This window comes from Phycisphaeraceae bacterium (assembly GCA_019636555.1).
Classification (GTDB): Bacteria; Planctomycetota; Phycisphaerae; order Phycisphaerales; family UBA1924; genus JAFEBO01.
Genome location: JAHBXH010000001.1, coordinates 3,750,037 through 3,773,517 on the forward strand (window position 1 = coordinate 3,750,037; position 23,481 = coordinate 3,773,517).

Annotated in this window: 20 protein-coding genes; 8 read left to right on the plus strand and 12 right to left on the minus strand. The window is 63.7% G+C overall.

Annotated elements, in window-relative coordinates:
* Positions 1-167: 167 nt before the first annotated feature.
* The 3 genes from KF691_16070 to KF691_16080 all read left to right on the plus strand — a co-directional run bounded on the left by KF691_16070 (position 168) and on the right by KF691_16080 (position 5,494).
* On the plus strand, positions 168-3,266 hold the full coding sequence (locus KF691_16070) for a hypothetical protein (protein ID MBX3390967.1): 3,099 nt from the start codon (positions 168-170) through the stop codon (positions 3,264-3,266).
* Positions 3,267-3,347: 81 nt separating this feature from the next.
* Positions 3,348-3,926, plus strand: coding sequence for a cysteine dioxygenase family protein (locus KF691_16075; GenBank protein ID MBX3390968.1), 579 nt, complete (start codon positions 3,348-3,350; stop codon positions 3,924-3,926).
* A gap of 254 nt (positions 3,927-4,180) precedes the next feature.
* Positions 4,181-5,494: an aminotransferase class V-fold PLP-dependent enzyme gene (locus tag KF691_16080; protein ID MBX3390969.1), complete on the plus strand. Its 1,314-nt coding sequence runs from the start codon at positions 4,181-4,183 to the stop codon at positions 5,492-5,494.
* A gap of 6 nt (positions 5,495-5,500) precedes the next feature.
* Here the strand turns inward: KF691_16080 and KF691_16085 are convergent, their stop codons facing one another.
* Both KF691_16085 and KF691_16090 read right to left on the minus strand, forming a co-directional pair.
* Positions 5,501-6,421 carry a sulfurtransferase gene (locus KF691_16085; GenBank protein ID MBX3390970.1) on the minus strand — a complete coding sequence of 307 codons (921 nt, stop codon included), beginning with the start codon at positions 6,419-6,421 and terminating at the stop codon, positions 5,501-5,503.
* 149 nt (positions 6,422-6,570) lie between these two features.
* Entirely contained in the window at positions 6,571-8,115 is a 1,545-nt protein-coding gene (locus KF691_16090) for a carboxypeptidase M32 (GenBank protein MBX3390971.1), read from the minus strand.
* 131 nt (positions 8,116-8,246) lie between these two features.
* Here KF691_16090 and KF691_16095 point away from each other — a divergent pair, with 131 nt between their 5' ends.
* Positions 8,247-9,581 carry a PP2C family protein-serine/threonine phosphatase gene (locus tag KF691_16095; protein ID MBX3390972.1) on the plus strand — a complete coding sequence of 445 codons (1,335 nt, stop codon included), beginning with the start codon at positions 8,247-8,249 and terminating at the stop codon, positions 9,579-9,581.
* A 63-nt stretch (positions 9,582-9,644) separates the two neighbouring features.
* On the opposite strand, the gene KF691_16100 is transcribed toward KF691_16095, so the two are convergent.
* Positions 9,645-10,898, minus strand: a complete 1,254-nt coding sequence (locus KF691_16100) for a hypothetical protein (protein ID MBX3390973.1) — start codon at positions 10,896-10,898, stop codon at positions 9,645-9,647.
* Positions 10,899-10,919: 21 nt separating this feature from the next.
* A complete protein-coding gene (locus KF691_16105; protein ID MBX3390974.1) occupies positions 10,920-11,672 on the minus strand; it encodes a 16S rRNA (uracil(1498)-N(3))-methyltransferase in 753 nt (250 codons plus the stop codon).
* 189 nt (positions 11,673-11,861) lie between these two features.
* Between KF691_16105 and KF691_16110 the strand changes: the two genes are divergently transcribed.
* From KF691_16110 to KF691_16125, 4 genes are all read left to right on the plus strand, one after another.
* Complete coding sequence (locus KF691_16110; protein MBX3390975.1) at positions 11,862-13,025, plus strand: hypothetical protein; 1,164 nt, start codon at positions 11,862-11,864, stop codon at positions 13,023-13,025.
* Between the two features lie 64 nt (positions 13,026-13,089).
* On the plus strand, positions 13,090-14,340 hold the full coding sequence (locus KF691_16115; GenBank protein MBX3390976.1) for an amidohydrolase: 1,251 nt from the start codon (positions 13,090-13,092) through the stop codon (positions 14,338-14,340).
* Between the two features lie 31 nt (positions 14,341-14,371).
* Entirely contained in the window at positions 14,372-14,821 is a 450-nt protein-coding gene (locus KF691_16120) for an SRPBCC family protein (protein MBX3390977.1), read from the plus strand.
* Positions 14,805-17,036: a tetratricopeptide repeat protein gene (locus KF691_16125; protein ID MBX3390978.1), complete on the plus strand. Its 2,232-nt coding sequence runs from the start codon at positions 14,805-14,807 to the stop codon at positions 17,034-17,036. The genes KF691_16120 and KF691_16125 overlap by 17 nt, the downstream gene beginning before the upstream one ends.
* 1 nt (position 17,037) lies before the next feature.
* Here KF691_16125 and KF691_16130 read toward each other — a convergent pair whose 3' ends face one another.
* The 8 genes from KF691_16130 to KF691_16165 form a co-directional block, all read right to left on the minus strand.
* Positions 17,038-17,619: an NAD(P)H-dependent oxidoreductase gene (locus tag KF691_16130; GenBank protein ID MBX3390979.1), complete on the minus strand. Its 582-nt coding sequence runs from the start codon at positions 17,617-17,619 to the stop codon at positions 17,038-17,040.
* A gap of 30 nt (positions 17,620-17,649) precedes the next feature.
* Positions 17,650-18,108, minus strand: a complete 459-nt coding sequence (locus KF691_16135) for a bleomycin resistance family protein (GenBank protein ID MBX3390980.1) — start codon at positions 18,106-18,108, stop codon at positions 17,650-17,652.
* Positions 18,109-18,165: 57 nt separating this feature from the next.
* Positions 18,166-19,254, minus strand: a complete 1,089-nt coding sequence (locus tag KF691_16140; GenBank protein ID MBX3390981.1) for an NAD(P)-dependent oxidoreductase — start codon at positions 19,252-19,254, stop codon at positions 18,166-18,168.
* A 232-nt stretch (positions 19,255-19,486) separates the two neighbouring features.
* Positions 19,487-20,002, minus strand: a complete 516-nt coding sequence (locus tag KF691_16145) for a hypothetical protein (GenBank protein ID MBX3390982.1) — start codon at positions 20,000-20,002, stop codon at positions 19,487-19,489.
* Positions 20,003-20,102: 100 nt separating this feature from the next.
* A complete protein-coding gene (locus tag KF691_16150) occupies positions 20,103-20,699 on the minus strand; it encodes a hypothetical protein (protein ID MBX3390983.1) in 597 nt (198 codons plus the stop codon).
* A 113-nt stretch (positions 20,700-20,812) separates the two neighbouring features.
* Positions 20,813-21,565 carry a methyltransferase domain-containing protein gene (locus KF691_16155; GenBank protein ID MBX3390984.1) on the minus strand — a complete coding sequence of 251 codons (753 nt, stop codon included), beginning with the start codon at positions 21,563-21,565 and terminating at the stop codon, positions 20,813-20,815.
* A gap of 187 nt (positions 21,566-21,752) precedes the next feature.
* The gene (locus tag KF691_16160; GenBank protein ID MBX3390985.1) at positions 21,753-22,397 is read right to left on the minus strand and encodes a hypothetical protein; all 645 of its coding nucleotides are present in this window, start codon (positions 22,395-22,397) and stop codon (positions 21,753-21,755) included.
* Between the two features lie 21 nt (positions 22,398-22,418).
* A complete protein-coding gene (locus tag KF691_16165) occupies positions 22,419-23,420 on the minus strand; it encodes a GDP-L-fucose synthase (GenBank protein ID MBX3390986.1) in 1,002 nt (333 codons plus the stop codon).
* Between the last annotated feature and the right edge of the window lie 61 nt (positions 23,421-23,481).

Below are 23,481 nucleotides of genomic sequence, written 5' to 3' on the forward strand. Positions count from 1 at the left end.
ATCAGTGAACATGCCCCAATAACTGGTTCTCGGACATCATCTCCCTGGAACTCACCACACACACCCGCGGCGGCGCCCCATCAGCGCCGCCGTTTTCTTTCCCCCCTTTGCTTTCCCAAAGCCTGTGGCACACTGGTATGGGCTAGTGTCCGATCTTGAGGAGAGCAATGCAGGCGCATTCCGGGATTCCAAAGAGATGCAGATCCGCGCGATCGAGCCGGGTATGGCTGCCCGCGCTCGCCGTCGCAGCGATCGCATCCGCCACGCACGCCCAGACTCCGCGCACCTGGATCGCGGGCAGCGGCGTCTGGAGCAACCCGCTCAACTGGTCGCCCAACGATGTGCCCAACACGCCCCCGGAATCCGCCGTCATCGCCGGCGCGGGCGCGCTCACCGCGACGCTCGATATCCCCGCGCTCCTCGTCGGCACGAGCATCACCAACCCGTCCGCGATCCTGTCGATGAACCCGGGGGCCGTGCTCGCCGTCGGAACGGCCGGGCTCAACACCGGTCTTTCCAATTCCGGCACGCTCCGCATCAACAACTCGGGCGCCGCGATCCTCACCCAGCTCCGCTTCCCCGCGGGCTGCATCATCAGTGGCGCCGGACGCATCGAGCTCAACGCCGAGGCGAGCACGCTCGATAGCGCGTTCATCAGCCCCGATCTGGGCTTCAACTGGACGAACGGCCCGGGGCACACCATCGCCGGTGCGGGCCGCCTCTACGGCCCGATCATCAATCAGGGCGCGATCGCCGCCGATCTCACCGGCCGAACACTCCAGATCGCGGGGGATGTGCAAAACTCCGGCGGCACCATCGCCGCGACTCTCGGCATCCTCGAACTCGCGCAGGGCGCACGCCTCAGCGGCGGATCGGTGACCGCCAATCCCGGCGCTTCGCTGCGCGCCATCGATCAGGCCGGTCTCGCCTCGATGACTCTCTCCGGACTCATCGGGGTCGCGCCGGGCGCCCGCCTCGAGATCGGCGCGGGCTCGCTGACGGGCACGTTCGATCTCAAGATCAACGACACCGGTGCAAACTCCGGAACGCAGGCCATCGCCGTTGCCGCAGCAACGCTCGGCGGCGGCGGCACTTCCGCCACCTCGCTCAACGCCAATCCTTCCGATCTCGATTCAGCAATCCTCGCTTCCGAGAGCGGCACGCTCACCATCGGCTCCGGCCACACGATCCGCGGCACGGGCCGTATCTACGCGCCCCTCGCCGGCGTCCCCACCATCAACGCCAACGTGGCCTCGCGCGAGCTCGAAGTGCTCGGCGATGTCGATATGTCCGGTGGCGGGTCCATGAGCGCAACCTCCGCGGGCTCGATCCTCTCGCTCGGAAACAGCGTCACCGTCACCGGCGGCAGCCTGAGCGCCGGCGCGGGCGCTTTCGGAAGGATCAGGAGCTTCGCATCCCCGCTCCTGCGCGGCACGGCTCTCTCCGGCACCATCGAAGTTCGGCCCGGCGCGATGCTGCGCGTCGATGGTCTCGGCCTTTCGAACGCCGGCACACTTCTCATCAACTCCACCGGCGACAACACACAGACGAGCCTCTTCTTCACCCAAAACGCCGCGGCTTCCGGCGCGGGCAACATCACGCTCAACGCGAACAGTTTCGATCCCGCTACCGCCGTCATCTCCGGCGCTTCCGGCGTTTCGCTCTCAAATAGCGCCGGGCACGCGATCCGCGGCAACGGCAAGATCACAATCCCGATCACGAACCAGGGCGCGATCTCCGCGAACAACCCCGTCGGGCCGCTCCAGCTCCTTGCAAACGTCACAAACTCCGGCGCGGGTGCAACCTCCGCGAGCAACGCCACGCTCCAACTCGCAAACAACATGACCCTGACCGGCGGCTCGTTTTCCAGTTTCGGAACGGGTCGCCTCAGCGTGCCGCTCGGCGAAAGCGCCACACTGAGCGCGTTCACGATCAGCGCCGGGGGCGTCGCCCACGCGCTCGGCGGCAGCACGCTCCGCTTCACCGGCGGTCTCACCAACAACGGCCAGATCGTGATCAACCCCGCCGGCGACCTTCAACTCAGCCGCCTGCGCGCCTCGTCGAGCAACACCTTGCAAGGGACCGGCTCGGTGATTCTCAACGCGAACGCCGCGAACCTCGACAGCGCCATGCTCGACGCGCCCGGTTTCACGATTACACACGCCCCGGGCCACACAATCACCGGCCAAGGCCGCATCTATTCCGCGATGAACAACTCCGGGCTCATCGTGGCCGGGTCGGCCGGTCAATCGCTCGAAATCGTCAGCGCAATCTCCCAAACCGCCGGCGGCAGAGTCCGCGCCGGCGCCGGTCGCCTCGCATTGCGGTCCGGTTCATCCGTCTCCGGCGGCGAGTTCGATCGCACCGGCAGCGGCCGCCTGACCGTTGACGGCTCCGCCGCGGCAAGCTCCGTCCGCACCACCACGCCGATCGATGTCGCCGCGGGTTCGACATTCACACTCAGCGCGTTCACAAACGACAGCGAGATTGTGGTCAACCCGACGAACGACAACGTCGCCACGCGCCTCGCATTCCCCGGCACGCAGACCCTTCTGGGAACCGGTTCGATCATCCTCAACGCGCTCTCAAACCCGAGCGTCCGCGCCCGCCTCGACGGCCCGGTCTCGCCTGAGCTTCTTACCCTTTCACCAGGCCAGGTCCTCCGAGGCAGCGGCACAGTCGGAGGCAATGTCCGCGTCGAAGGCACAATCGCTCCCGGCACGCCGCCCAGCGGCACCGGCCAACTCATCTTCGAAGAAGCGCCGCAGCTCGCGGGCACCACCGTCTTCGATTTCAACCTCGCAAGCTCGTCCTCCTACGACTCCATCGCGATGAAGAAGCCGTACACCCTCGGAGGCACGCTCACCGTCGCACTCACAGGCGGGTACAACCCGATCTCGACACATCTCTTCTTGCTGGTTGATGGCTCCCCCGGCGCGACTCGCACCGGGGGCTTTGATGCTTTCAATCTGCCCGCGATCACGCCCTCGCTCCCCCGCCGCGTCTGGCGTCTCAACTACCTGCCCGAGGATGTCACGCTGCGACTGACTTGTGCCGCGGATTTCAACGGCGACGGATTGGTAAATGACGAGGATTTCCAATACTTCCTCTACGCGTACGACGAACTGCTCTGTCCGACCCCCGAGTCGATGCTCTATCCGTTGCAGCCCGAGCCCTGTCCCGCCGACCTCAATCAGGACGGATTCGTGCTCGATGACGATTTTGTGCTCTTCGCACAGGCGTACAACCTCCTGATTTGTCAGTAAACCGCGCTTTTCGCGGCCTGTTCGCGCGTGTCCTTCCGTATCACGTGTTGGCACCGTCGTCCGCCGCGGTTAGACTGGAGCGTGAACGTGACGCAGACCTCGCCGACCACAACTCCGTCTTTGCCCCCCGCCCAGCGCTTCCCCAAGCTGGCCGAATTGATCGACTATCTCGATACTCAGGGCGAACGAGCCAAGCTCGATGTGCTGGCGCGCCTTCTCTCCAAGGTGACTATCACGCGCCAGGACCTGGAAGGCATCCTCGTCTTCGGAACGCACGGCTACCGGCGCAATCGCATCAGTTGCAGCGAGTGGTACGAACTGCTCGCCCTCACTTGGCGCAGCGGCCACTGCACGCCCATCCATGATCACAAGGGCAGCTCCTGTGCCTTCCGCGTCGTCGAGGGCACAGGCACGGAAATCCGCTATTCGCAGACTCCCTCCGGCCTCGTCTGCCCCACCGCGACAAACTCCATGACCCCGGGCTACGTCTGTGCGGCACAGGATGCGGACATCCACCAGGTGCTCAATCTTCAATCGCCGGGGACCGACCTCATCACGCTGCATATCTACAGCCCGCCGATCAAGAAGATGAATACCTATCAGTTCGCCTGCTCCGCCGGACCCGACATCGACCCGCACGCCGAAGAGCAGCACTGTTAAAGCGGCAGAACGGCAGAGCCGCAGATTTGCAGTTCGGATTGCTGGGGCAGATGGGCTTCGCGCCCGTTCGCCACTTTGGACTTCGCGCCTCTGCAACCGCAGCAATCTGCAACCGCAGCAATCTGCAACCGCAGCAATCTGCCTCCGCCGCTCTGCTCTTCTGCTGCTCTGCTCTTCTGCTGCTCTGTCTAAAGTGCGCCGGCGCTTCGAGTCAGGGCCGCCGCCTTGCCGATACCGCATTCGTGAAATTCAACATGAACCCCGCTTCGCAACTCATCGACGAGAAACTGCTCACCGCGCCCCCCACCCCCTCGCCCGCGCCGGTTGACCGCGTTTCCCGCATCCGCTTCCAAACCTCGCACTGGGATCTCGACCCCGCGACCACCTTCCTCAATCACGGCAGTTACGGAGCCGTGCCGCGGGCGGTGCTCGAAGCCCAGAACCGCATGCGCGCCCGCATGGAGCGCGAACCGGTCCGCTTCTACAAGGTCGATCTCGAGCGCCTGACCGACGGCGTCCGCGAGGTCCTCGGCGCGTTCCTCAATTGCGACCCGTCGTCCATCGCCCCGGTCCCCAACGCGACCATGGGCATCGCCTCCATCTTCAGCAGCACCGACTTCAAGGCGGGCGACGAGATCCTCCTGACCGACCATGAATACCAGTCGGGCATTAACGAACTCGAGCGGCTTGCAAAGACCGCCGGCGTCAAGGTCGTCTTCGCCAGGGTCCCGTTCCCGATCCAAAGCCCCGAGCAGGTTTTCGACGCGGTCATGGCGGCCGTCACGCCCCGCACCAAGCTCGCGATGATCAGCCAGATCACCAGCGGCAGTTCGCTCATCTTCCCCGTCGGCCGGATCGTCCCCGCCCTCAAGCAAAAAGGCATCGAGGTCATCGTCGACGGCGCGCACGGCCCGGGCCAGATCCCCGTCGATCTCAAAGAACTCGACCCCACCTACTACGTCGGCAGCCTCCACAAGTGGATGAGCGCCCCCAAGGGCACCGCCTTCCTGCAGGTTTGCAAGGAAAAACAGGCAAACTTCCGCCCCGTCTACCTCTCAAGCCGCGCGAACAAGGTTCGGCACGACCGCGAACTTTTCCTCCGCGACTTTGACTACCACGGCACACTCGATTACTCCGGCTTCCTCGTCGTTCCCGAAGCGATCGCCTACCTCGGCCGCCTGCTCCCCGGCGGCTGGTCCGAACTCATGCGCCGCAATCACGATCTGATCGTGAAAGGCCGCGAGATCGTGACCAAGGCAATCGGCGCTGAAATCTCCTGCCCCGACAACATGCTGGGAACGATGGCCTCGATCATCCTCCCCGAGCCGCCCCAGAACATGAAGGGCCGGGCCAGTTTGTATGACGATCCGCTGCAAGACGCCCTGATCCACAACCACGGCGTCGTCGCGCCGATCTGGCGTGTCGGAGGCAACGACCGCCGCATCGTCCGCATCAGCGCTCAGGCGTACAACACCCTCGATCAGTACGAAACCCTGGCCGCGGCACTTGTCAAAGAACTGCAGGCGGAAGGATCGCTGACGGGAACTGCGCAACGCAAAGCCGGTTGAATTCACTCAGTTTGAAGTGGAGATCGGACAACTCGGGTCGCCAAGCCACTCCCCCATCGACATGTAGTAGACCGTCGTCTCCGAAAGCCCGGCGTATTCCGCTGCGAGCGCCGCAAACGCCGCGCGCCCGCCCGATTGGCAATACAGCACCGCCGGCTTGCCATCGCTCGCGCCGCTCGCCGCAAACATCGCGCGGAGCTCTTCCGCGCTTCGCAGCCTCCCGCGCTCATCGATCAGTTGCTTGTGAGGCAGGTTCGTCGCGCCCGGCACATGCCCCGTGCGCCTCGCTTCCCGGCCCGGCTGCGCCTGGATGTTTCCGGTGTATTCATTCGCCGTGCGCACATCCACGATCGATTTCGAATGTGCCGCGCTGATTTGCTTGAGCTCGTCGCGCGTGGTCACGCGGGTCGGCGCCGCCGCGGCAAACCGCACCGCCTCGAATTCACCGGGATTTCCGGCCTGAACCAAACTCGGTTCGAGCACCGGACACAAGTTGCTCCACCCGCCATTGACGACCCGCACATCCCGCACCCCGCACTCGCGCAGGATGAACCACGCGCGTGCCGCGGATGTCATGCCGCCGTCGTCGTACACGATGACCGGAGAATTCCCGTCGATTCCGAGCGCGCCGATGCGGATCGACCACGCCTCGGTGTCGTTTAGGCCTGCGCCGTCGCGGCTCGCGTCGGTCCACTCATGGATGTCGATCCGCTGCGCACCGAGCGCGTGAGCCGGGCCGTAGTCCTCGAGTTTCCGAGCATCGAGCAGCATCGGCCGCGCGCCGGAGGCGAGCGTTTGGGCAAGCTCCTCGGGCTCGATGACGACCGACTGTTGCTTGCTCCGCTCCCCGCTCGCGACCTTGGTCGCGGAAGAACAGCCCATCAAAGTCAACGCGATAGCTACGAGCGTGCACGGCACCATCCGCATGATCGCACCTCCGGGTTTCTCACTCTCCGCACCGTGCAGCGCACCCGCCGTGCCGCGGGTTCATCGGAAATCCGGAATCACCACAGAGTCGCAGAGGCGCAAGGGCATCGGTGCGCGTTCATATCGGCTATCCCGACATCCCACATCCCTCACACCCCGTACACATCCTTCACCTTGCCCTCGAGATACCGCAGCAACGGATCGGCGCTCAGCGGCTTGCCCGTGATGTTCTTGCAAAGCTCATCCGCGCGATAGTGCTTGCCGTGCCGGTGAATCTTCTCGCGCAGCCACTCGCGCAGCGCGCCAAACTCGCCCTTTGAGATTTGTGCTTTCAGATCCGGGATCTGCTGCACGATCGTCTCCCAGAACTGCGCGGCATAGAGATTTCCCAGCGTGTAGGTCGGGAAGTACCCGATCAACCCGAACGACCAATGCACATCCTGCAGGCAGCCGCGCTTGTTGTCGGGGATATCGATACCGAGATAGTCCTTGTAGCGCCGGTTCCACTCGGCCGGAACGTCCTTGACTTTCATCGCGCCCGAAAGAAGCGCGCGCTCCATCTCGAAGCGCACCATGACGTGCATGTTGTACGTGCCTTCGTCCGCTTCGACGCGTATCAGGCTGGGTTTCACCGTGTTCACCGCTTTGTAGATGTCGTTGAGGTCCACGTTGCCGAGTGCGCTTCCGTATTCCTTCTTTGCGAGAGGCAGCGCCCACATCCAGAATTCACGGCTGCGCCCGACCAGGTTCTCCCACATCCGGCTCTGGCTCTCGTGAATCCCCAGCGAGATCGACTCCGCGAGCGGTTGCCCGTACAGATCTTCGCGCGAGGCGACTTTTGGCAAGCCCTGCTCGTAGAGACCGTGCCCCGCCTCGTGCATCGTGCCGTAGAGCGCATCGGTGAACGATTCGTCGCGGTAGCGCGTCGTGAGTCGCGTGTCGCCCGGCGCGAGGCCCGAGCAGAACGGGTGCGTCGTCACATCGAGCCTTCCCGCTTCGAGATCGAACTTCATTGCCTTGAGCACCATCAATCCGAACGCGTGCTGCTTTTCGGCGGGGATGGGGCGCTTGAGCATCGAGGTGTCGGGGTGCTTTCCGACCTTTGCGACGCGCTGCACGAGATCGGTCAATCGCGTGCGCAGGGGCGTGAAGATCGACTCGATCTGCTTCGCGGTCATGCCCGGTTCGTACTCATCCAGCAGGGCGTCGTAGCGTTCGCCATCTTTCGGAGCTCCGTAGCAATCCGCCTTCTTGCGCGAGAGGTCGAACATCTTCTCGAGCCAGGGCGCGAACATGTTGAAATCATTCTTCTCGCGCGCTTCCTTCCACACTTCCTGCGCCTGGCTCCCGACTTTCGCGAGTTCGGCCACGAGATCCGAAGGCAGCTTGGTGAGGCGCTCGTAATCGCGCCGGAACTCGCGCATGTTCGCGGCGACGGCGTTGTTCGCAATCAGGTTCTTGTCCTGCTCGCACGCCGCGATGAGGTCGCCGACACGCTGATCGGTCGCCTGCTTGTGGTGCAGCTCGGCGATGAGCGAGGATTGCTCGGCGCGGAACGCGCCGCCCGCGGGCGGCATGTACGTCTCCTGATCCCAATTGAGGAGCTGGCCGATCGAACCGAGCGCGGTCGATCGGCGCGCGAGCGCACAGAGTTCCTGATATGCCGGAGACGCCACTGTCGGAGAAGTTGTCATACGGTTCCTTCGGCCAATACGCCGTCTGGTTACGGATTCAAAATCGAGTACAGTGCCCGAGTTTACGGGCATTTCGATCCCGCCGCCCGACCGCTTTTTCCGCCTCCTCCACTACTCCTCGCCGTCCCACGATGCCGGCCAACCCGTCTCCAACTCCGGTTTATCACGACACCGACCTGCCGGGCGTGCAGCTGGCCGACTTGTCGAGCAACGATCGCATCCCGCTGCTGCTCAAGCTCACGCACAAACTCTTCAGCCAGACCAACGACCAGGGGATCATCAACGAGTTCGCCGAGGCGATGGGAAAAGTGCGAGGCCGCTCGTGCATGGTGATGGTGCGCACGCGCGATTGCCCCAAGGGCTCGTTTCGCCTCACGCGCTGGCGCAAGGCGGACGGCGAGGAACTCGTCACGCCAATTTCGCACGACGGGCAGCTCAACAACAACCCGATTCTGCAAGGCGGGCTTGTCGCACTCGTCACCTCAAACGAAATGCCGCAGATGGCTCGCCTGCGGGGCGACGCCGACAGCACGCTCGGTGACTGGACCGCCGGATACCGCTCGCTCGTCGCGACGCCGCTCCCCGAAAAGTCGCAACCCGCGGACTGGCTCATCCTGCTCGATGGGCCTGAAGACCGGTGGTCGATCGAGCAGCTCGAGACGGTCGTTCTTCAATCGAATCTCGTCGGCGTGGTCATTCGCAATCTCAACATCGCGCAGCGTCTGCGAGAAGCAACTTCGTACATCCAGAACGAGATCGATCAGATCGCGGAGATCCAGCGCAGCCTCCTGCCCCAGTCGTTCCCGGAGATTCCGGGCATCGAACTTGCCGCGGCGTACGCGACCTTCGATCGCGCGGGTGGCGACTATTACGACGTCTTTCCCGATCCCGCGGGCAGCGGGCGATTCGGCTTTCTCATCGCCGATGCTTCCGGTCACGGCCCATCGGCGGCGGTTGTGGTCGCGATGCTCCACGCGGTGGTCACGAATTTAACACATCTGCCCGAGCCCCGGGAATTGCTCGAAGAAATCAACCGCAAACTCTTCTCGCGACGGATCGGTAATTCGTTCGTGACGGCGCTCGCCGCGGTGTACGACCCCAAGACCAGCGAGCTGCGATTCGCCGGCGCGGGCCACCCGCCTCCGATCCTCAAGCGCGATCGTTCAACGCACGAGATCGAATTCGAGGGCGGGCCTCCGCTGGGAATCCTCGAGCGCGTCGATTCCGCGGAAGCGAAGGTCAAACTGCAACCCGGCGACACGGTCCTGCTTTACACCGACGGCGTGAGCGAAGGGATGTCGAGCGATCACAAACTCTTCGGCGTCGATCGCATCCGCGCCGCGTTCCTTGCCGCGCCTTCCGGCGCGGAGAACGTGATCAAGCAAATCAATTCGTCGCTCAAAGCATTCATCGGCGACGCGAAGCCGAGCGACGACCAGACGATGCTGGTGATCGCTCGCGATTAGTCGGCTTCGTGCGCGATGCCGAGCGAGCAGCGCGGCGTCCGATTGCCCGACCGAGAGCGCTTTCTACTTCAGCGCATCACCGATGGCATTCAAGCTATACGACGTGATCAGCACCGGATCGTTTTCTTTCCAGCGATCGTTGAGAACCTCGAAGCTGCCGTCGCTTTTCTGGTGTGCGGCGAGCGCCTTGACGAGGTCTTCGCGCCAGTCGGTCTTCTTCATGCGCCCGGACTCTTCCTGCACGTCGAGAACGGGTTGCCCGTATGCCTGCATCGCCTTGGAAAAGGTGATGAGGTAGTAGTAATAACCACTCAGGCCGACGCCGGGGTTTTCGCTGAGGGTGTAGTTGTCCTTGATCCAGCCGAGTGCCGCGAGCACGCGCGGATCGTCGTGCTTGAGATCGGCGTAGAGGTAACTCTTGAAACCGGCGTAGGTCATGCTGCCGTACGCGCGCAAACGGCTGACCTTGGTGCCGTCGTCCATCGTTTCTTCGATCGTGCCGCCGTTGGTTTCGCCTTCGCCGGCGTGAGCCTTGCCCGCGCCCGCGGAGTAGATGAACCCGCCCTGCGTCGAACCCTCGGCATAGGGCTGATCGTTGATCTTCATTCCTTTGAACTCTTCCACCATTTGCGTGCGCTGCAGGAAGATGATCGCTCGCTGGAACGCTTCATCGTCGCCGGGCACCCCGCTGTCGTGCAGCCCCTGCAGCACCCACGACACATTCGACAGATCGGGCCTTGCCTTGCTGCCGTAGCCCCACCCGCCATAAAACGGGTTGTCCTTGCCGACGACTTCCGGCGATTCCTTGTGCGCGCCCGCGTTCGCGGCCTCGCCGAACTGCAACCCCTTCAGGAAGTCCTGCGCCGGCTTGATCGCGGCCTTGGCTTGCGGGGTGTCAACCTTGCTCAGCATCGAGAGGCTGATCGCGGTGTTGTAACTGGGAAGGATCTGGTCGTAGATGCCGCCGTCTTTCTGCTGCTTGCTGAGCACGAAGGCGATGCCGCGCGAGATCGACCCATCGCTGACCGTCGCTCCGGGCTCCATCAAGAGACCGCTCACAACAAGCGCCGTGATCGCCGGGAAACTCGGCCCCTTCTCGGGGATCGACCAACCGCCGGTCGCCTTGTCCTGCTGCGTGCGCAGGTATGCCGCGGCTTTCTTTGCGACCTGCTCTCCGAGCGTGCGGATCTCGCTCGAGATCGGCTTGGTCCCGATGGTCGAGGGCGCATCGGCGACATTTGCACAAACACGAGAGACCGGGGCGGCACCCGCCGCGACAACGAGTGCGAGCACCACGGAAGAGACGCGCATCGACATAAGAATCTCCTTGCCCCCGGATCAACCAACAGTGTACCGGCGAAGGGAAGGGTGGTTGATGAGCATCGTCGCGCACGCGATTGCCGCGGTCTCGACCCGCAGCACATGCGGCGCGCAACGAATGAAGGGCCAACCTCTTGCACGAAAGATTTCGAATTCCCGCGGGCTCCATCCGCCCTCGGGCCCGACAAACACCGCGATGCGTGCGATCGTGCCCGGAATCTCCGGTGTACCTGCGCCGCTCGCATCGGCCACGCACGCGAACGCGCCCTCAACATGCTTCATCGCGTCCTTCATCTCGATCGGCTCGCCGATCTCGATCGGCCACGCGCGCCCGCACTGCTTCATGCTCTCGAGCGCGCCGCGCCGGAGCCGCTCGAGTTTCGCCTCGCGCGGATCGACAATCGCGTGATCGGACAACAAGGGATAGAACGCATCGACGCCGAGCTGCGAGAGACTCTCGAGCATCTCATCGAGCCGGTCTCCCTTCGCTGCCGCGGCAAAGACCTCGAGCCGCACCTGCGGACGCGCTTCCTCCTTGGCCTCGATCACCTCGGCGTCGAGCCGCCAATCGGATTTGCCGTGTTTGCTCGTTTCGCGGATCCGCGCTCTGGCGCGCGTTCCCCTTCCGTCGAGGATTTCGATCACGTCACCCGCACCGAGCCGCTTCACTCGGATCGCGTGGTGCGCCTCGTCACCCCCGATGGCCACGCAATCGCCCGGAGCCAGGCTTTGCGGGCTCTCGGCGTGCAGGATGATGCGGTGCATGGACACGGCGCGAGCGTAGCGAATCCGACGGTTTGCAGGCTTTGAAGGCTGCTTCCGCCCTTCGCCCAGGGTCCGAGAGCCTCCCGGAAATCGGCCTCTTGTAGGGAAACCAACGCCGATCGGGTCCGATAGAGTCGGGGTGGCTGGACCGGCCTCCGGATCGCGTCGATTTGGTGCATGGCAGCCTGATTTCGCATGTCGCCAACCGGCACAAAGCCCGCCTCGCCACCGAGCGCTCCCGCGCCGGGAAGCAGCGCGCCCGAACCGGGTTCGCTCGATTCTCAGATCGATGCGCTGCTCTCCGGCCCGGCGCCGACGAACACGACCGACGCCGAAGCGCGAAAGGATTCCGCGAGCGAGGCAGCCGAAGCCGCGGTCGCCTCGATCGAGAAACAGGTCGAGACCCTGGTGGATCAGTTTGTCGAGCCGGAACAGTCCGGCTCAAACGCCTCCGCTCCGTCCGGCGATGCCCGTACGCCGGCACAATCTGCACAACAGCCCGCGGTGGCAACAACAGAAACCATCGAAGCGCTGGATGATCAACTCGCGCGACTCACCGACGAGTTGCTCGCGTCCCCCCCGACCGAGCCCGTCGCAAGCGCTGCAAAGCCTCAATCTGCATCCACCGAGACCAATTCCGCGGCGGAACCGCCTGCGGAATCGGTCAGCACGCCGACCACTCCGATTTTCTCGCCGTTGCCAGGTCCGGCCCCCACGTCTTCGCAAACCCATTCGCCGCCGACTGCTCAGTCGCCGACCCACGCGCCCTCGCAGCCGCAGGGTCAGGTCGAAACGCCAGAGACCGCGGAGGCTCCGACCGCCGCAACGCCCGCGAAATCACCCGGGAAACTGGTCGCCGTCCTTGCCGGGCCGCTCGCCGGAAAACCCCGGATGATCCGCGACACTATCGGCTGGCTTGGATTCAACAGTTTGTTTCTTGCCGGCGTGGTCTGGGGATATCACCTGTGGTTCCAGAAGCCCGAGAAACCTGTGGCGCACAAAGCGCCCGCTTCTCTGATCTCCGGCGAACACGGAGCGACTTCGAGCGAGCACAACGCGCACGCTGATGGCCCCTCGCCGGGTAGCGCGCACGCGGAAGTGGCCGATCCGCACGGTGTCGATCCGCACGCGAGCAACCCAAACGCGAAAGAGCACCGGCACGACGAGCATGCCGACGCATCGCACGCGTCGGACGAGCCGATCACCGGCGTACAGCCACTCCACAAGAAAAAGCCGACGTACGCGCTCTCCGACGCGATGGCGGAAAAGCTCAACGTTGCCAAGAAGGCGGAAACCGGGCACGGCGGCGAAAAGAAATCGAGTTCGGGCCACGGTGCACCGCCGAAATCCGGGCACTGATCGGGATACTGATCGGGGCGAAGGTGGATGAAGGGAATTGGGGCGTTCGTTCCTACCCTTGTCCATGTCCACGGCCACCGCGAAACCGAGCAGCGTGACGGAAGTGAAAATGAACGACAACGTGAAAGCGCTGATCGGCGCGGAACTCGCGTCCCTCATCGCGATCCGGCATGATCTGCACGCCCACCCGGAGCTCAACTTCCAGGAACAGCGCACGAGCGAGCTCGTGCAGCGCGAGCTCGCGAAACTGGCGCCGTCGGGCCTGACCTTCAAGGCCGGCCTTGCCAAGGGCACCGGCGTTCTCGCCTATCTGCCGCCGACGGACAAGTCGGCCGAGAGCAAACCCTCGATCGGGCTGCGCGCCGACATGGATGCGCTGCCGATCTCGGAGAACACCGGAAAGGAATACGCGAGCACGGTGCCGGGCGTCATGCACGCCTGCGGGCACGACGGACACGTCGCGATGCTGCTCGGCGCGGCACGCGTGCTGAGCAAGCTTTCCCGGCGCGCCCGCGGCATCCACTTCGTCTTTCAGCCCGCCGAGGAATCCGGCGCCGGCGGCAACGAGATGTGCAAGGACGGCGTGCTCGACGGCACCGTGCTCGGCCCCAAAATCGAACGCATGTACGGTTTGCACGGCTGGCCGACTTTCGCGCTGAATGCCGTCGGCTCCCGCCCCGGTCCGCTGCTTGCCGCGACGGATGATGTGATCGTGACGATCACGGGCCAGCAATCACACGCTGCGTACCCGCACTACGCCAAAGACCCGATCCTCTGCGTCGCGCAGTGCCTGATCAGCCTGCAGCAACTGGTCGCTCGCAACTCGAGCCCTTTCGACAACATTGTCTGCTCCATGACGATGATCAAGGGCGGCACCGCGAACAACGTCATCCCGCGCGATGCGCAGTTCCAGGGAACCATCCGCACGCTCACGCCCGAAGCGCGTGCGGTCGCCAAGAAGCGGTTTTTCGAGATCGTGAACGGTGTCGCTGCGGCGCACGATTGCAAAGCCCAAATCGACTGGCACGAGGGCTACCCGGTCACGTACAACGATCCCGCACTGACCGAGAAGTGGTTCGCCACCGCGACGCGAACACTCGGCGAGAAAGGGGTGCACCGAATCCCCGAGCCGACCATGGGCGGCGAGGATTTTTCGTACTACGCACAGAAGATCCCGTCGGTCTTTTTCATGCTCGGCCTGCAGCGCCCGGGCGACAAGAACCCCGCGACGCTGCACCAGCCCGAGTTTGATTTCAACGACGATGCGATCGCAACCGGCGTCGAGATGTTCGTGGCGCTCGCGACCGAGGAGTAGACTCGACCAGCCTCCAGCCAAGGAGCACCGTTTGCCCGCGTGCACGCTCATCAAGCAGGTCAACGCTCCGCCCGAGCGCGTCTTCGCGTTTCTCGCCGACATGAACAACTGGGAGAGAGCGATCTCTGCGATCAAAGAGATCGAGGTGCTGACGCCCGGCCCCGTCGGTAAGGGCACCCGCTTCAAAGAAACCCGGGTGATGTTCGGCAAAGAAGCAACCGAGACGATGGAGATCACCGCGTGGGACCCGCCCCGGAGTCACGCGATCGAAGCCGATTCCTGCGGCGCACGATTCATCTCGACAATCTCGATCGAGCCGACCGGCGCCGGATCCACGATCCGCATGCACACCCGGACCGTGGCGCAGACTTTCTTCGCGAAGCTCTTCGCCCCTTTGGGGTACCTCATGATGGGCATGATGAAAAAGGCGATGCAGAAAGATCTCGACGATCTTGCGAAGGCCATTGAAACAAACAAGTAGCCGCGAGCAGGACTCCGCCGATGCAGACCAGCCCGAGTTTGACTTCAACAAGGCTGCGCTCGCGACCTGGCTGCTCGAGGAGCCTGCGACCGAAGAGGAAAGGCGGCACGGGGTGACGCCGGACCAGCTCCAGCGCGAACTTGAGCAGGCGGCGCGCCAGCATCAGGCGGGCAATCTCGACATCGCCATGGCCGGATATCAGCGTGTCCTCGGGGCTCAACCGAACAATGCCGATGCGCTTCATCTTGCCGGGATGATCGATCTTGCCCGCGGGCGAATTCAGAACGCGATTGCGCGGATGGAATCGGCGCTCGCCGCGGCGGGCCCATCCGCCTTTCCCCACTACTTCTCGAATCTGGGCAACGCGCTCCGCGAAGCCGGGCGGTACGAGGAGTCCGAGGGACGCTACCGCGAAGCGATCTCCAAGGGGGGCGGGTCTGCCGACGTCTGGAACAACCTGGGCATCACTCTGCTGAAGCGCGAGCGGTTTTCGGATGCGGTCGTCGCGTTCGCGGAGTCGGTACAGCTTCGGCCGCAGCATGCCGGGGGGCTCTCAAATCTGGCGACGGCACTCGCGAAAGTCGGCGCCTGGCCGGAAGCACTCCGGTACGCGGATGCCGCGCTCGCGCTGGCGCCGGCTTTGCGACCCGCGCTCTCGACCCGTGCCGCGGCGCTGCGCGCGACGGCCCGCTTGGATGAGGCTGTTCAAGCCGCATCGCAGATCGCGGAGCAGTATCCCGCTGAGAGCGAAGCGCACGCGGAACTCGGTGTCGCGCTGGCCATGGCGGGGCGGCACGAACAAGCGGTCGACGCGTTTCGGCGGGCGCTCACGCACGCCCCAGATTCGGCCCCGGCACATCAGAATCTGGGCGCATCTCTCCTTCGTTGCAACAGGTTTGAGCAGGCCGAAGCGGAGCTGCGCCGCTCCACGGAACTCGATCCGACAAACGCGGCCGCTTTCCGGAATCTTTCGGTCGCGCTCGTGAATCTCGTGCGGCTTGACGAAGCGATGCTCGCGGCAAGGGAGGCGGTGCGGATCGCCCCCGACGATGCGCTCAACCACGCCGGGCTGGGTGCCGCGGAACTCATCCGCGACCGATTGGCTGAAGCCGAGCATGCCTACCGACGCGCACTCGAACTCGACCCGACGCTCGCCGACGCCTGGAACGGCCTGGGCGTCGCACACGAGAAGTCCGGCGATGATGCCGAAGCACTGCGGTGCTACACGCGAGCCACCGAGCTCGAGCCCGACAACGCTCACTCGCACGTCAATCGCGCGATCATGCTCCTGCTTCGGGGCGAGATGCCCGAGGGCTGGCGCGAATACGAGTGGAGGCTGACCTGGGCCGAGCGCAACGGAGGCGGTCGCAAGGGTGATGCGCCCCGCTGGAAGGTGGGCGAGCACCTGCCCGACGGAACATTGCCTCGGGTCCTGATCTTTTGCGAGCAGGGACTCGGTGACGCTGTGCAGTTCGCGCGATTCCTGCCGATGGTGAAGAAAGCGGCTTCGCGGGTAATCGTGCAGTGCAACGCCATCACCGCGCCGCTTCTTCGCACCGCGCCGGGCATCGACGAAGTCGTCCTGTTCGATGAGGCGCTTCCTCCGCACGATCGCTCGCTCGCGCTAATGAGCCTTCCGGCGGAACTCGGCACGACGATCGGGACGATTCCGAATCGCGTTCCGTACTTCGTCGTTTCCGCGCACAAGAAGCAAGAATGGCGATCCCGCCTTCGCGAATCCTCCGGCGCTCTCAAAGTCGCTCTCGCGTGGTCGGGTTCTCCGAAGAATCAGAACGACGCCAACCGCTCGATTCCGCTTTCTCGGCTCGCGCCGCTATCTCTTGTTCCGAACACGCGCTTCTACGCCGTTCTCAAGGGCTCCGCGACGAGCCAGATCCCGGAGGTTCTGCCGTGGCAAGTCACCGATCTTTCGCCGTTCCTGCATGATCTCTCCGACACGGCGGGCGCGCTCGATGAGATGGATTTGCTCATCTCCGTCGATACATCGGTCGCGCACCTGGGCGGAGCGCTCGCCAAGCCGGTCTGGCTTCTCGCGTTCTACCCGCCGGATTTCCGCTGGCTCAAAGACCGTGCGGACTCTCCCTGGTACCCCACGATGAGGATTTATCGTCAGCGGGCGCGCTGGGAGTGGGACCCGATCATCGAGCGGGTCGCGCGCGATCTCGAAGCATTGGTCCGCGCGCGGAAGACCTGATTCACGCGGCGGATTCGCCCAGCCGGCGCACGCGCTCCATCCACTGCTCCCGTTTCTTCGGCGTCGAACGCCTCACCTGGTCGAACACGGTCTGGCGCACGGGCCGCACGCCGCTGAATTTCAGGATCGGCGCCGCCATGGTGTGGCGCGAGGTCGCGCCGTTCACGATCGTGTCCCACCACCAGGGCGCGTCCATCGTCACGATGAGCCGCGCCGTGCGCCCGGCGAGCAGACGATCCCAGAAGACCGAGTTTTTTCGATAGCGGAACGCGAACTCCGGAAGAAACGTTCGGTCGATAAACCCCTTCATCAGCGCCGGCATCGAGCCCCACCACGTCGGGTAGACGAATACCAGATGATCGGCCCAGCGCATCGCCTCCTGCGCCGCCAGCAGATCCGCTTCTAGTTCGAGCCGCTTGTGATAGCCATGACGCAGATTCGGATCGAACGTCATCGCGCCAACGGACATCACGCGGCATGCATGTCCGGAGGCCTTCGCGCCTGAAGCGTATTGCTCGGTGAACTGGGCGCAAAGACTTCCTTCGACCGGATTGCCGCAGAAAACGAAGATGTTTCGAGGCATGCCGGAGCGTAGCGAGCAGCGCCGCCCCGATTACGGCTCGCAACCGGCGCTCTGACCGACCCGAAAAACGTGCCCGTCCGGATGCTGCAAATGGAATTCGCGCATGCCCCAGGGTTGATTCGTCGGAGGCATCAGGACTTTGAAACCTTCCTTGACGCACAACTCATGGATCTCGTTCACACCTTCCACGAAGATGCTCATCCACACGCCGACGGAAGTCGCTTCGTAATCCGTCGCGGTCGGCATGCCGCGCCCGCCCTGACCATCGCGGCAAAGAAAGATTTCGCACTCGCCCGCGCCGACGGCCGCAAACCCCGGCACGCCGATTCTCCCCGATTGCTGCAAAACCGGGAATCGGTGATCGTTCTCCATCATCTGGACGCTGTCGTACCACGCCCAGAGCTTGCGCCAGCCCCACTTTTCGAACCAGGCGATACTGGCAACGACGTCTCTGACGTTGAGGATGGGGGTGAGATGAGAAACCTTCATGCGCGCAGACTAGCACACGCAACAAACTTGCTTCCGATTTCGTGCTGTGCTGTGCGTTCACGCCGCGCTGACCGCGCCGCGCGCGGGAGCAGAAGCGCTCGCGGGTTCCGCGTCGCTGAACTTCTGCACCTCGGGCGGAGGCAAGTGCCACACGGCCTTTTTGTGCTGCCCCTCGGCGAGATACCACTTCACCATGCGGTCGATGCCGCCGTCGGGCCCGGCGAGCGGCACCTTCGGGCGATACCCCGCATCGAGGATCTTCTGCGCCTCGAACTTGGTCTGCATCGCGAACAGCTTCTTGATCCGCGCGCTGCTCACCGGCAGGTTCTTGCCCGTCAGTTTGATCACGATGTCGAACGGCAGCGCGAGCAGGCACGCGAGCCCGAGCGGAATCCGGAACTTCGGCGGATTCTTTCCGAGCGACCGGTACACCTGCTCGCTGATCTCGCGGCTCTTGAGGTCGGGCTTGTCAACGAAGTGATACACGCCCCACGGCTCGCGCTCTTCGCGCATCCACAGGAAGATTGTCGCATCGACGATGTTCTCGACGTACGAAAGACTCTTGATGTTGCTGCCGTCGCCCACGAGCACAAACTTGCCGCTGTTCACCTGGCGGATCAGCGAATACATGTTCGCGTAGTTGCGCGGGCCGAATGTCACCGTCGGTCGGATGATGAGAGCTCGCCTTCCGTCGCCCTTCTTCACCCACGGTTCGTACACGCGCTCCGCCGCGAGCTTGCTCTTTCCATAATTCGATTCGGGCTGCTTGGGCGCGTCCTCCGTGTGAGGCTCGGGCGCGCTCCCAAAGACCGCGACCGTCGAGTAGAACCCGACATCGCGAATTCCTTCCTTGTCCATCGATTCACAGAGCACTCTCGCGCCGGTCTCGTTCACATCGAAGAACGTGCGCTCATCGATGCCGAAATCGTGGTGCGCCGCGGCAAGGTTCAGAACCCGATCGCACCCCCGAATAGCCCGCTGCACGATCTGCGGATCACGGATGTCGCCGTGAAAAAAGGGTGAGCGTCCGATATCCCATTCCGGCTTGACAAGATCCAAGATGACCACTTCGTGGCCCTTGGGGGTCAATTGCTCGTGAAAATAGCGGCCGATGAAACCCGAACCGCCGGGAATGCAGATCCGCACGACGCCGTCTCCATGTCCCCCCAAGCCCGACGCCCAGAACCGACGCCAAGACCCGACCCCAAATCCGCTCCCCCCACCCGATTTCGATCCCACATTCCCAATCGAAAACACCCCCACGCGGAGCCAACGGCTGCGTGGACCCGACTATAGCATCGGCCGGGCGCCGCCCATCGTTGATTGAACGTTCGAGGTCCGCGGCGAGTTCTTCCGGCCCCGCGCGGAATTGCCGACTTTATTCGCTGCCTTCGGGCCTCGCGCGCCGACCGATCGCCCGAAGCGGCTCTCCCCCAAACATGGTCCAAGACGCAAGCGATTCCCGCGCTGTCGCGCGAGCGCCCAGGATCGCCCCCGCGCCGACGGTCACTCCCGGAAGAACCATCGCGTCCGCCGCGACCCAGCCATCGTCCTCGATGCGGATTTCGCCGCGGCACCCTCGTCCCGGATTCTCCCGCGCGTCCGCGATCGCGCTCAACACTTTCGCGTGCTGGCTCACCGTGCAGAAATCTCCGATCGCGACACGCTCGCTCGAATCGACGAACGCGAGATCACCGATCGCGCTCTCACGCCCCATTTCGAGATTCCACGGATGCGTGATGATGCAGCTCGGGCGCACGCGGCTCGTCGAAGTCAGTTTCGCGCCGAACGCGCGAAGGATCGCGCGCCGAACGCCGTACCAGTTGTGAAAACTCAGCGCAAACAACCGGCGGCCGATCGTCCTCCACGTAAATGTTCGCAGCGCGTCGCTCATCAGAGTTCAGTACAGAGGCACAGAGGCGCAGAGAGAATCTGAAACGGCGAATACCCGGACCGCCCATCCGCGCGTGCTGAACGCTCCGTTTGCATCTTCTTCAAGTTTTTTCTTCTCCGTGCCTCGGTGCCTCTATGGTGACCGCCTTCGCGGGATTCCCCGCGTACGTCTTTCCCGCTTCCGTGTCCTTGAACACGCACGCACGCGCCTCGATGATCGTCTCGTCCGCGACCTTCACGCCCGGTCCCACAAACGCATCCGGCCCGATCCAGCACCGCGCGCCGATCGTGATCGGCGGCCGAGTCAGATCAAACGTCCGCTTTGTGTAGTCGTGCGAGCCCGCGCACAAGTGCGCGAAATGACTCACCACCGTCCCCTCGCCGATCGTGATCGTCCCGAGCGAATACAGAATCGCCCGCTCGCCGATCCGAACGCCGTCGCGGATATCGAGCGTCCACGGGATCTCGACGCGGCAGCTCCGCGCGATCTCCACTCCCCGACCCACCTTTGCCCCGAATCTCCTCAGCAGCCACGCGCGATACCCGTGCGCGCCCTCGAAACTCATCCTCAAAAGCGTCCGCCCCACCAGCATCCAGATCACGCGCACAAGATTCCCGGCTGCGCCCCATGTGCTGCCGATCGGAGTCGCGTCCCCCGCCTTCGCGCTCGCCGCGTTGTCCGAAGCGTCCCGATCCATTCCCCTCATTATCGGCGATCCGGCGCAGCCGCTCGCATCGGCAAAGGCCGAGCGCCATGCATGGAGTCTCTGGCACGCGCAGGACTCAGGACTCAGGACTCAGGACTCAGGACTCAGGACTTCCGATCCTCAACCCTCCGCGCCCGCACCGTCAGGTTCCCCACGAAATTGATGTACCACCGGCGGTATTTCGCATACGCCCCGTCCCCCGTCCACTCTTCCGGTTCAAACCCCACGTGCCGCAGAAGACTCGTCAAAGACGATTTCGTGAAATAGTGCAGGTGATGCCCGTCCCACCCGTGCTCGCGGCAATACTCCGCATCCCGGCTCGGGCTCCCCGTCATTGGCTGACGCCCGCGCACCAGATCCACCACATGCTTCACATACGCAAGATTCGGCACGCACAGGATCAGACACCCGTTCGGCTTGCACACACGCCTCCACTCATCGAGCGCTTCGTAAATGAATACAAGGTGCTCGAGCACCGCAATCCCGAGCACAACATCAAAGCTCTTGTCCGCAAACGGCAGCGGCTGATCCGCGCTCGCAACATGGAAATCCAGCTTCTCGCGCAGCTCGGGCTTGCTCTGCGCGCGCCTTTTCGCCGCCTCCACCGCAGTACTCGAAATATCGATCCCCGTGATGTGCTCGAATCTGCCCGCCAGCGCCTCACTCAACGAGCCCGTGTTGCAACCGATCTCAAGCACCCGTCCCTTTTCATCGCGGAGCAGCCTCGCGACATCATCGTTCCGGCTCGTCGAAACCGCATCCGGCCTCAGCACCGGCGCCGGAGGCAGCTTCTCCCCGGGGTACTTGATGTTGTACGCCCTTCCCAGCCGTTCCTGAAGAGATTCGGCGACTGTCATGTTTGGCCCCGCGCCGGCTTCCCGGCACCCACCAATGTCGCATGACAGTCAAATCTCGCAACAGGAGAGCGAGAAATCCGGCACACTTCTCGCCATTCCCCCACCGGACCCTCGAACCAGACCCGCTCCGATACGCAAAAAATGCCCCTCGCTCGCGTCTGCACATCGCCGTGCGATGAACAGGAAATCATTTGGGGCCAAACGTCTGCCGGATTCGCCGCTCGACTTCACGCGGCTCGCGGGTTCCGATGAGCGAAAACTCGCGTGAAGTATTCCCCGGCACCCTCGCCCCGATCACGATCGTTCCGCTCCCGTCGCGATGCTCCAGCCGCGTCAACTCCAGCGGATGTCCGGGTTCGAGCGACCTCACACGCACGCGCCCTCGTCGCGAAACGCAAACAACCAGCACCCGCGTGTTCGTGAGCGCATAAATCATCTTCTTTGCGTTCGCGAGAATCCTCAGCGGCGAGAGCAACAGAAAAAGACCCGAGGCCGTGATGACAACGCCCAGCGACGCCGCAACCAAAAGCCGGCCTTTCGTCGGCCCATCGATTGGTGATGGCGCAAGCCCCGCCGAACGCAACTTTTCGAATTCGTGCCAAAGGTCCAATGCGATTCCGAAGAAAGCGATTCCGAACAAAAGCGCCACGATCGCAAGGAACACCGACGCCGTCATTCCGCCGATCGCGACGCGCCACGCAACCGGACATCCCGCCCAAAGCAGTTTTTCGTCCGGATCGAGCTCTCGCGCCAGCGCGTCACGAAGCTCCTTTGGAAGCCCGCTCCACTCAGCCGATGCGGTAGTTTCCCCCCAATCTCTCGCGATGCTCATTCCTCACCACCGCCCTGCCGCTCACCGGCTCGGATTCGCCCGGTACCAGTCGATTGTCTTCTTCAGCCCCTCTTCAAACGTCACCTGGCTCTTCCATCCAAGCAGTTTTTCGGCTTTTTCCACCGACAGCTTCCGGCGGGGCTGACCGTCCGGCTTTGTCGAATCCCACACGATCCCGCCCTTGAAGCCCGTCAGCTTCACGATCAACTCCACCAAATCCTTGATCGTGATCTCAAAGCTCGCGCCGAGGTTGATCGGGTCCGGATCGTTCATCACATCCGCGGCGCGGCAGATCCCCTCCGCCGCGTCATCCACATACAAAAACTCGCGGCTCGCGCTCCCCGTTCCCCAGCACACGATCTCCTTGTCGCCCCGCGCCTGCGCTTCGACGCACTTTCTGATCAGCGCCGGAATCACGTGGCTGCTCTTGAGATCGAAGTTGTCGTACGGCCCGTACAGATTCACCGGCAAGACGAACGCGCCGCGGAATCCGTACTGCAGCTTGTACGCGTCGAGCATCTGCCACGCCGCCTTCTTCGCGACGCCGTACGGCGCGTTGGTTTCTTCCGGATACCCGTTCCACAAGTCATCTTCCTTGAACGGGATCGGCGCAAACTTCGGATAGGCGCAGATCGTTCCGACCTGGATGAACTTGCCTCCCCGCTCGCTCATGGCGTCCAGCCGAGCCTCTTCAATCAGGTGCAGCGCCATCGCCATGTTCGCAAAGAAATATCGCCCCGGGTTCGCCTGGTTCGCGCCGATGCCGCCGACTTCTGCCGCGAGATGGATCATCACGTCCACCTTCTGCTGGCCGAATGCCGTGCGATAGAGCCGCGCGCAGTCCGCGCGGTCGGTCAGGTCGAAATCTTTCCGCCTTGGAATGAAAACATTCCCCGGCTTGACGCCCCGCGCCCTCAACCGCTCCTGCACCGCGCGCCCCAGAAAGCCGGCGCCGCCGGTGATCGCCACGCGGGCATTCGCCCAGTCAATCGGAGTGGTTTGTACGGATGGGGCGTTCGCCATAGGGTCGGGAGTTTATGCGTTCGGGTTCCAAAAAAGACGCGCGAACACTTGCATCCTTCTC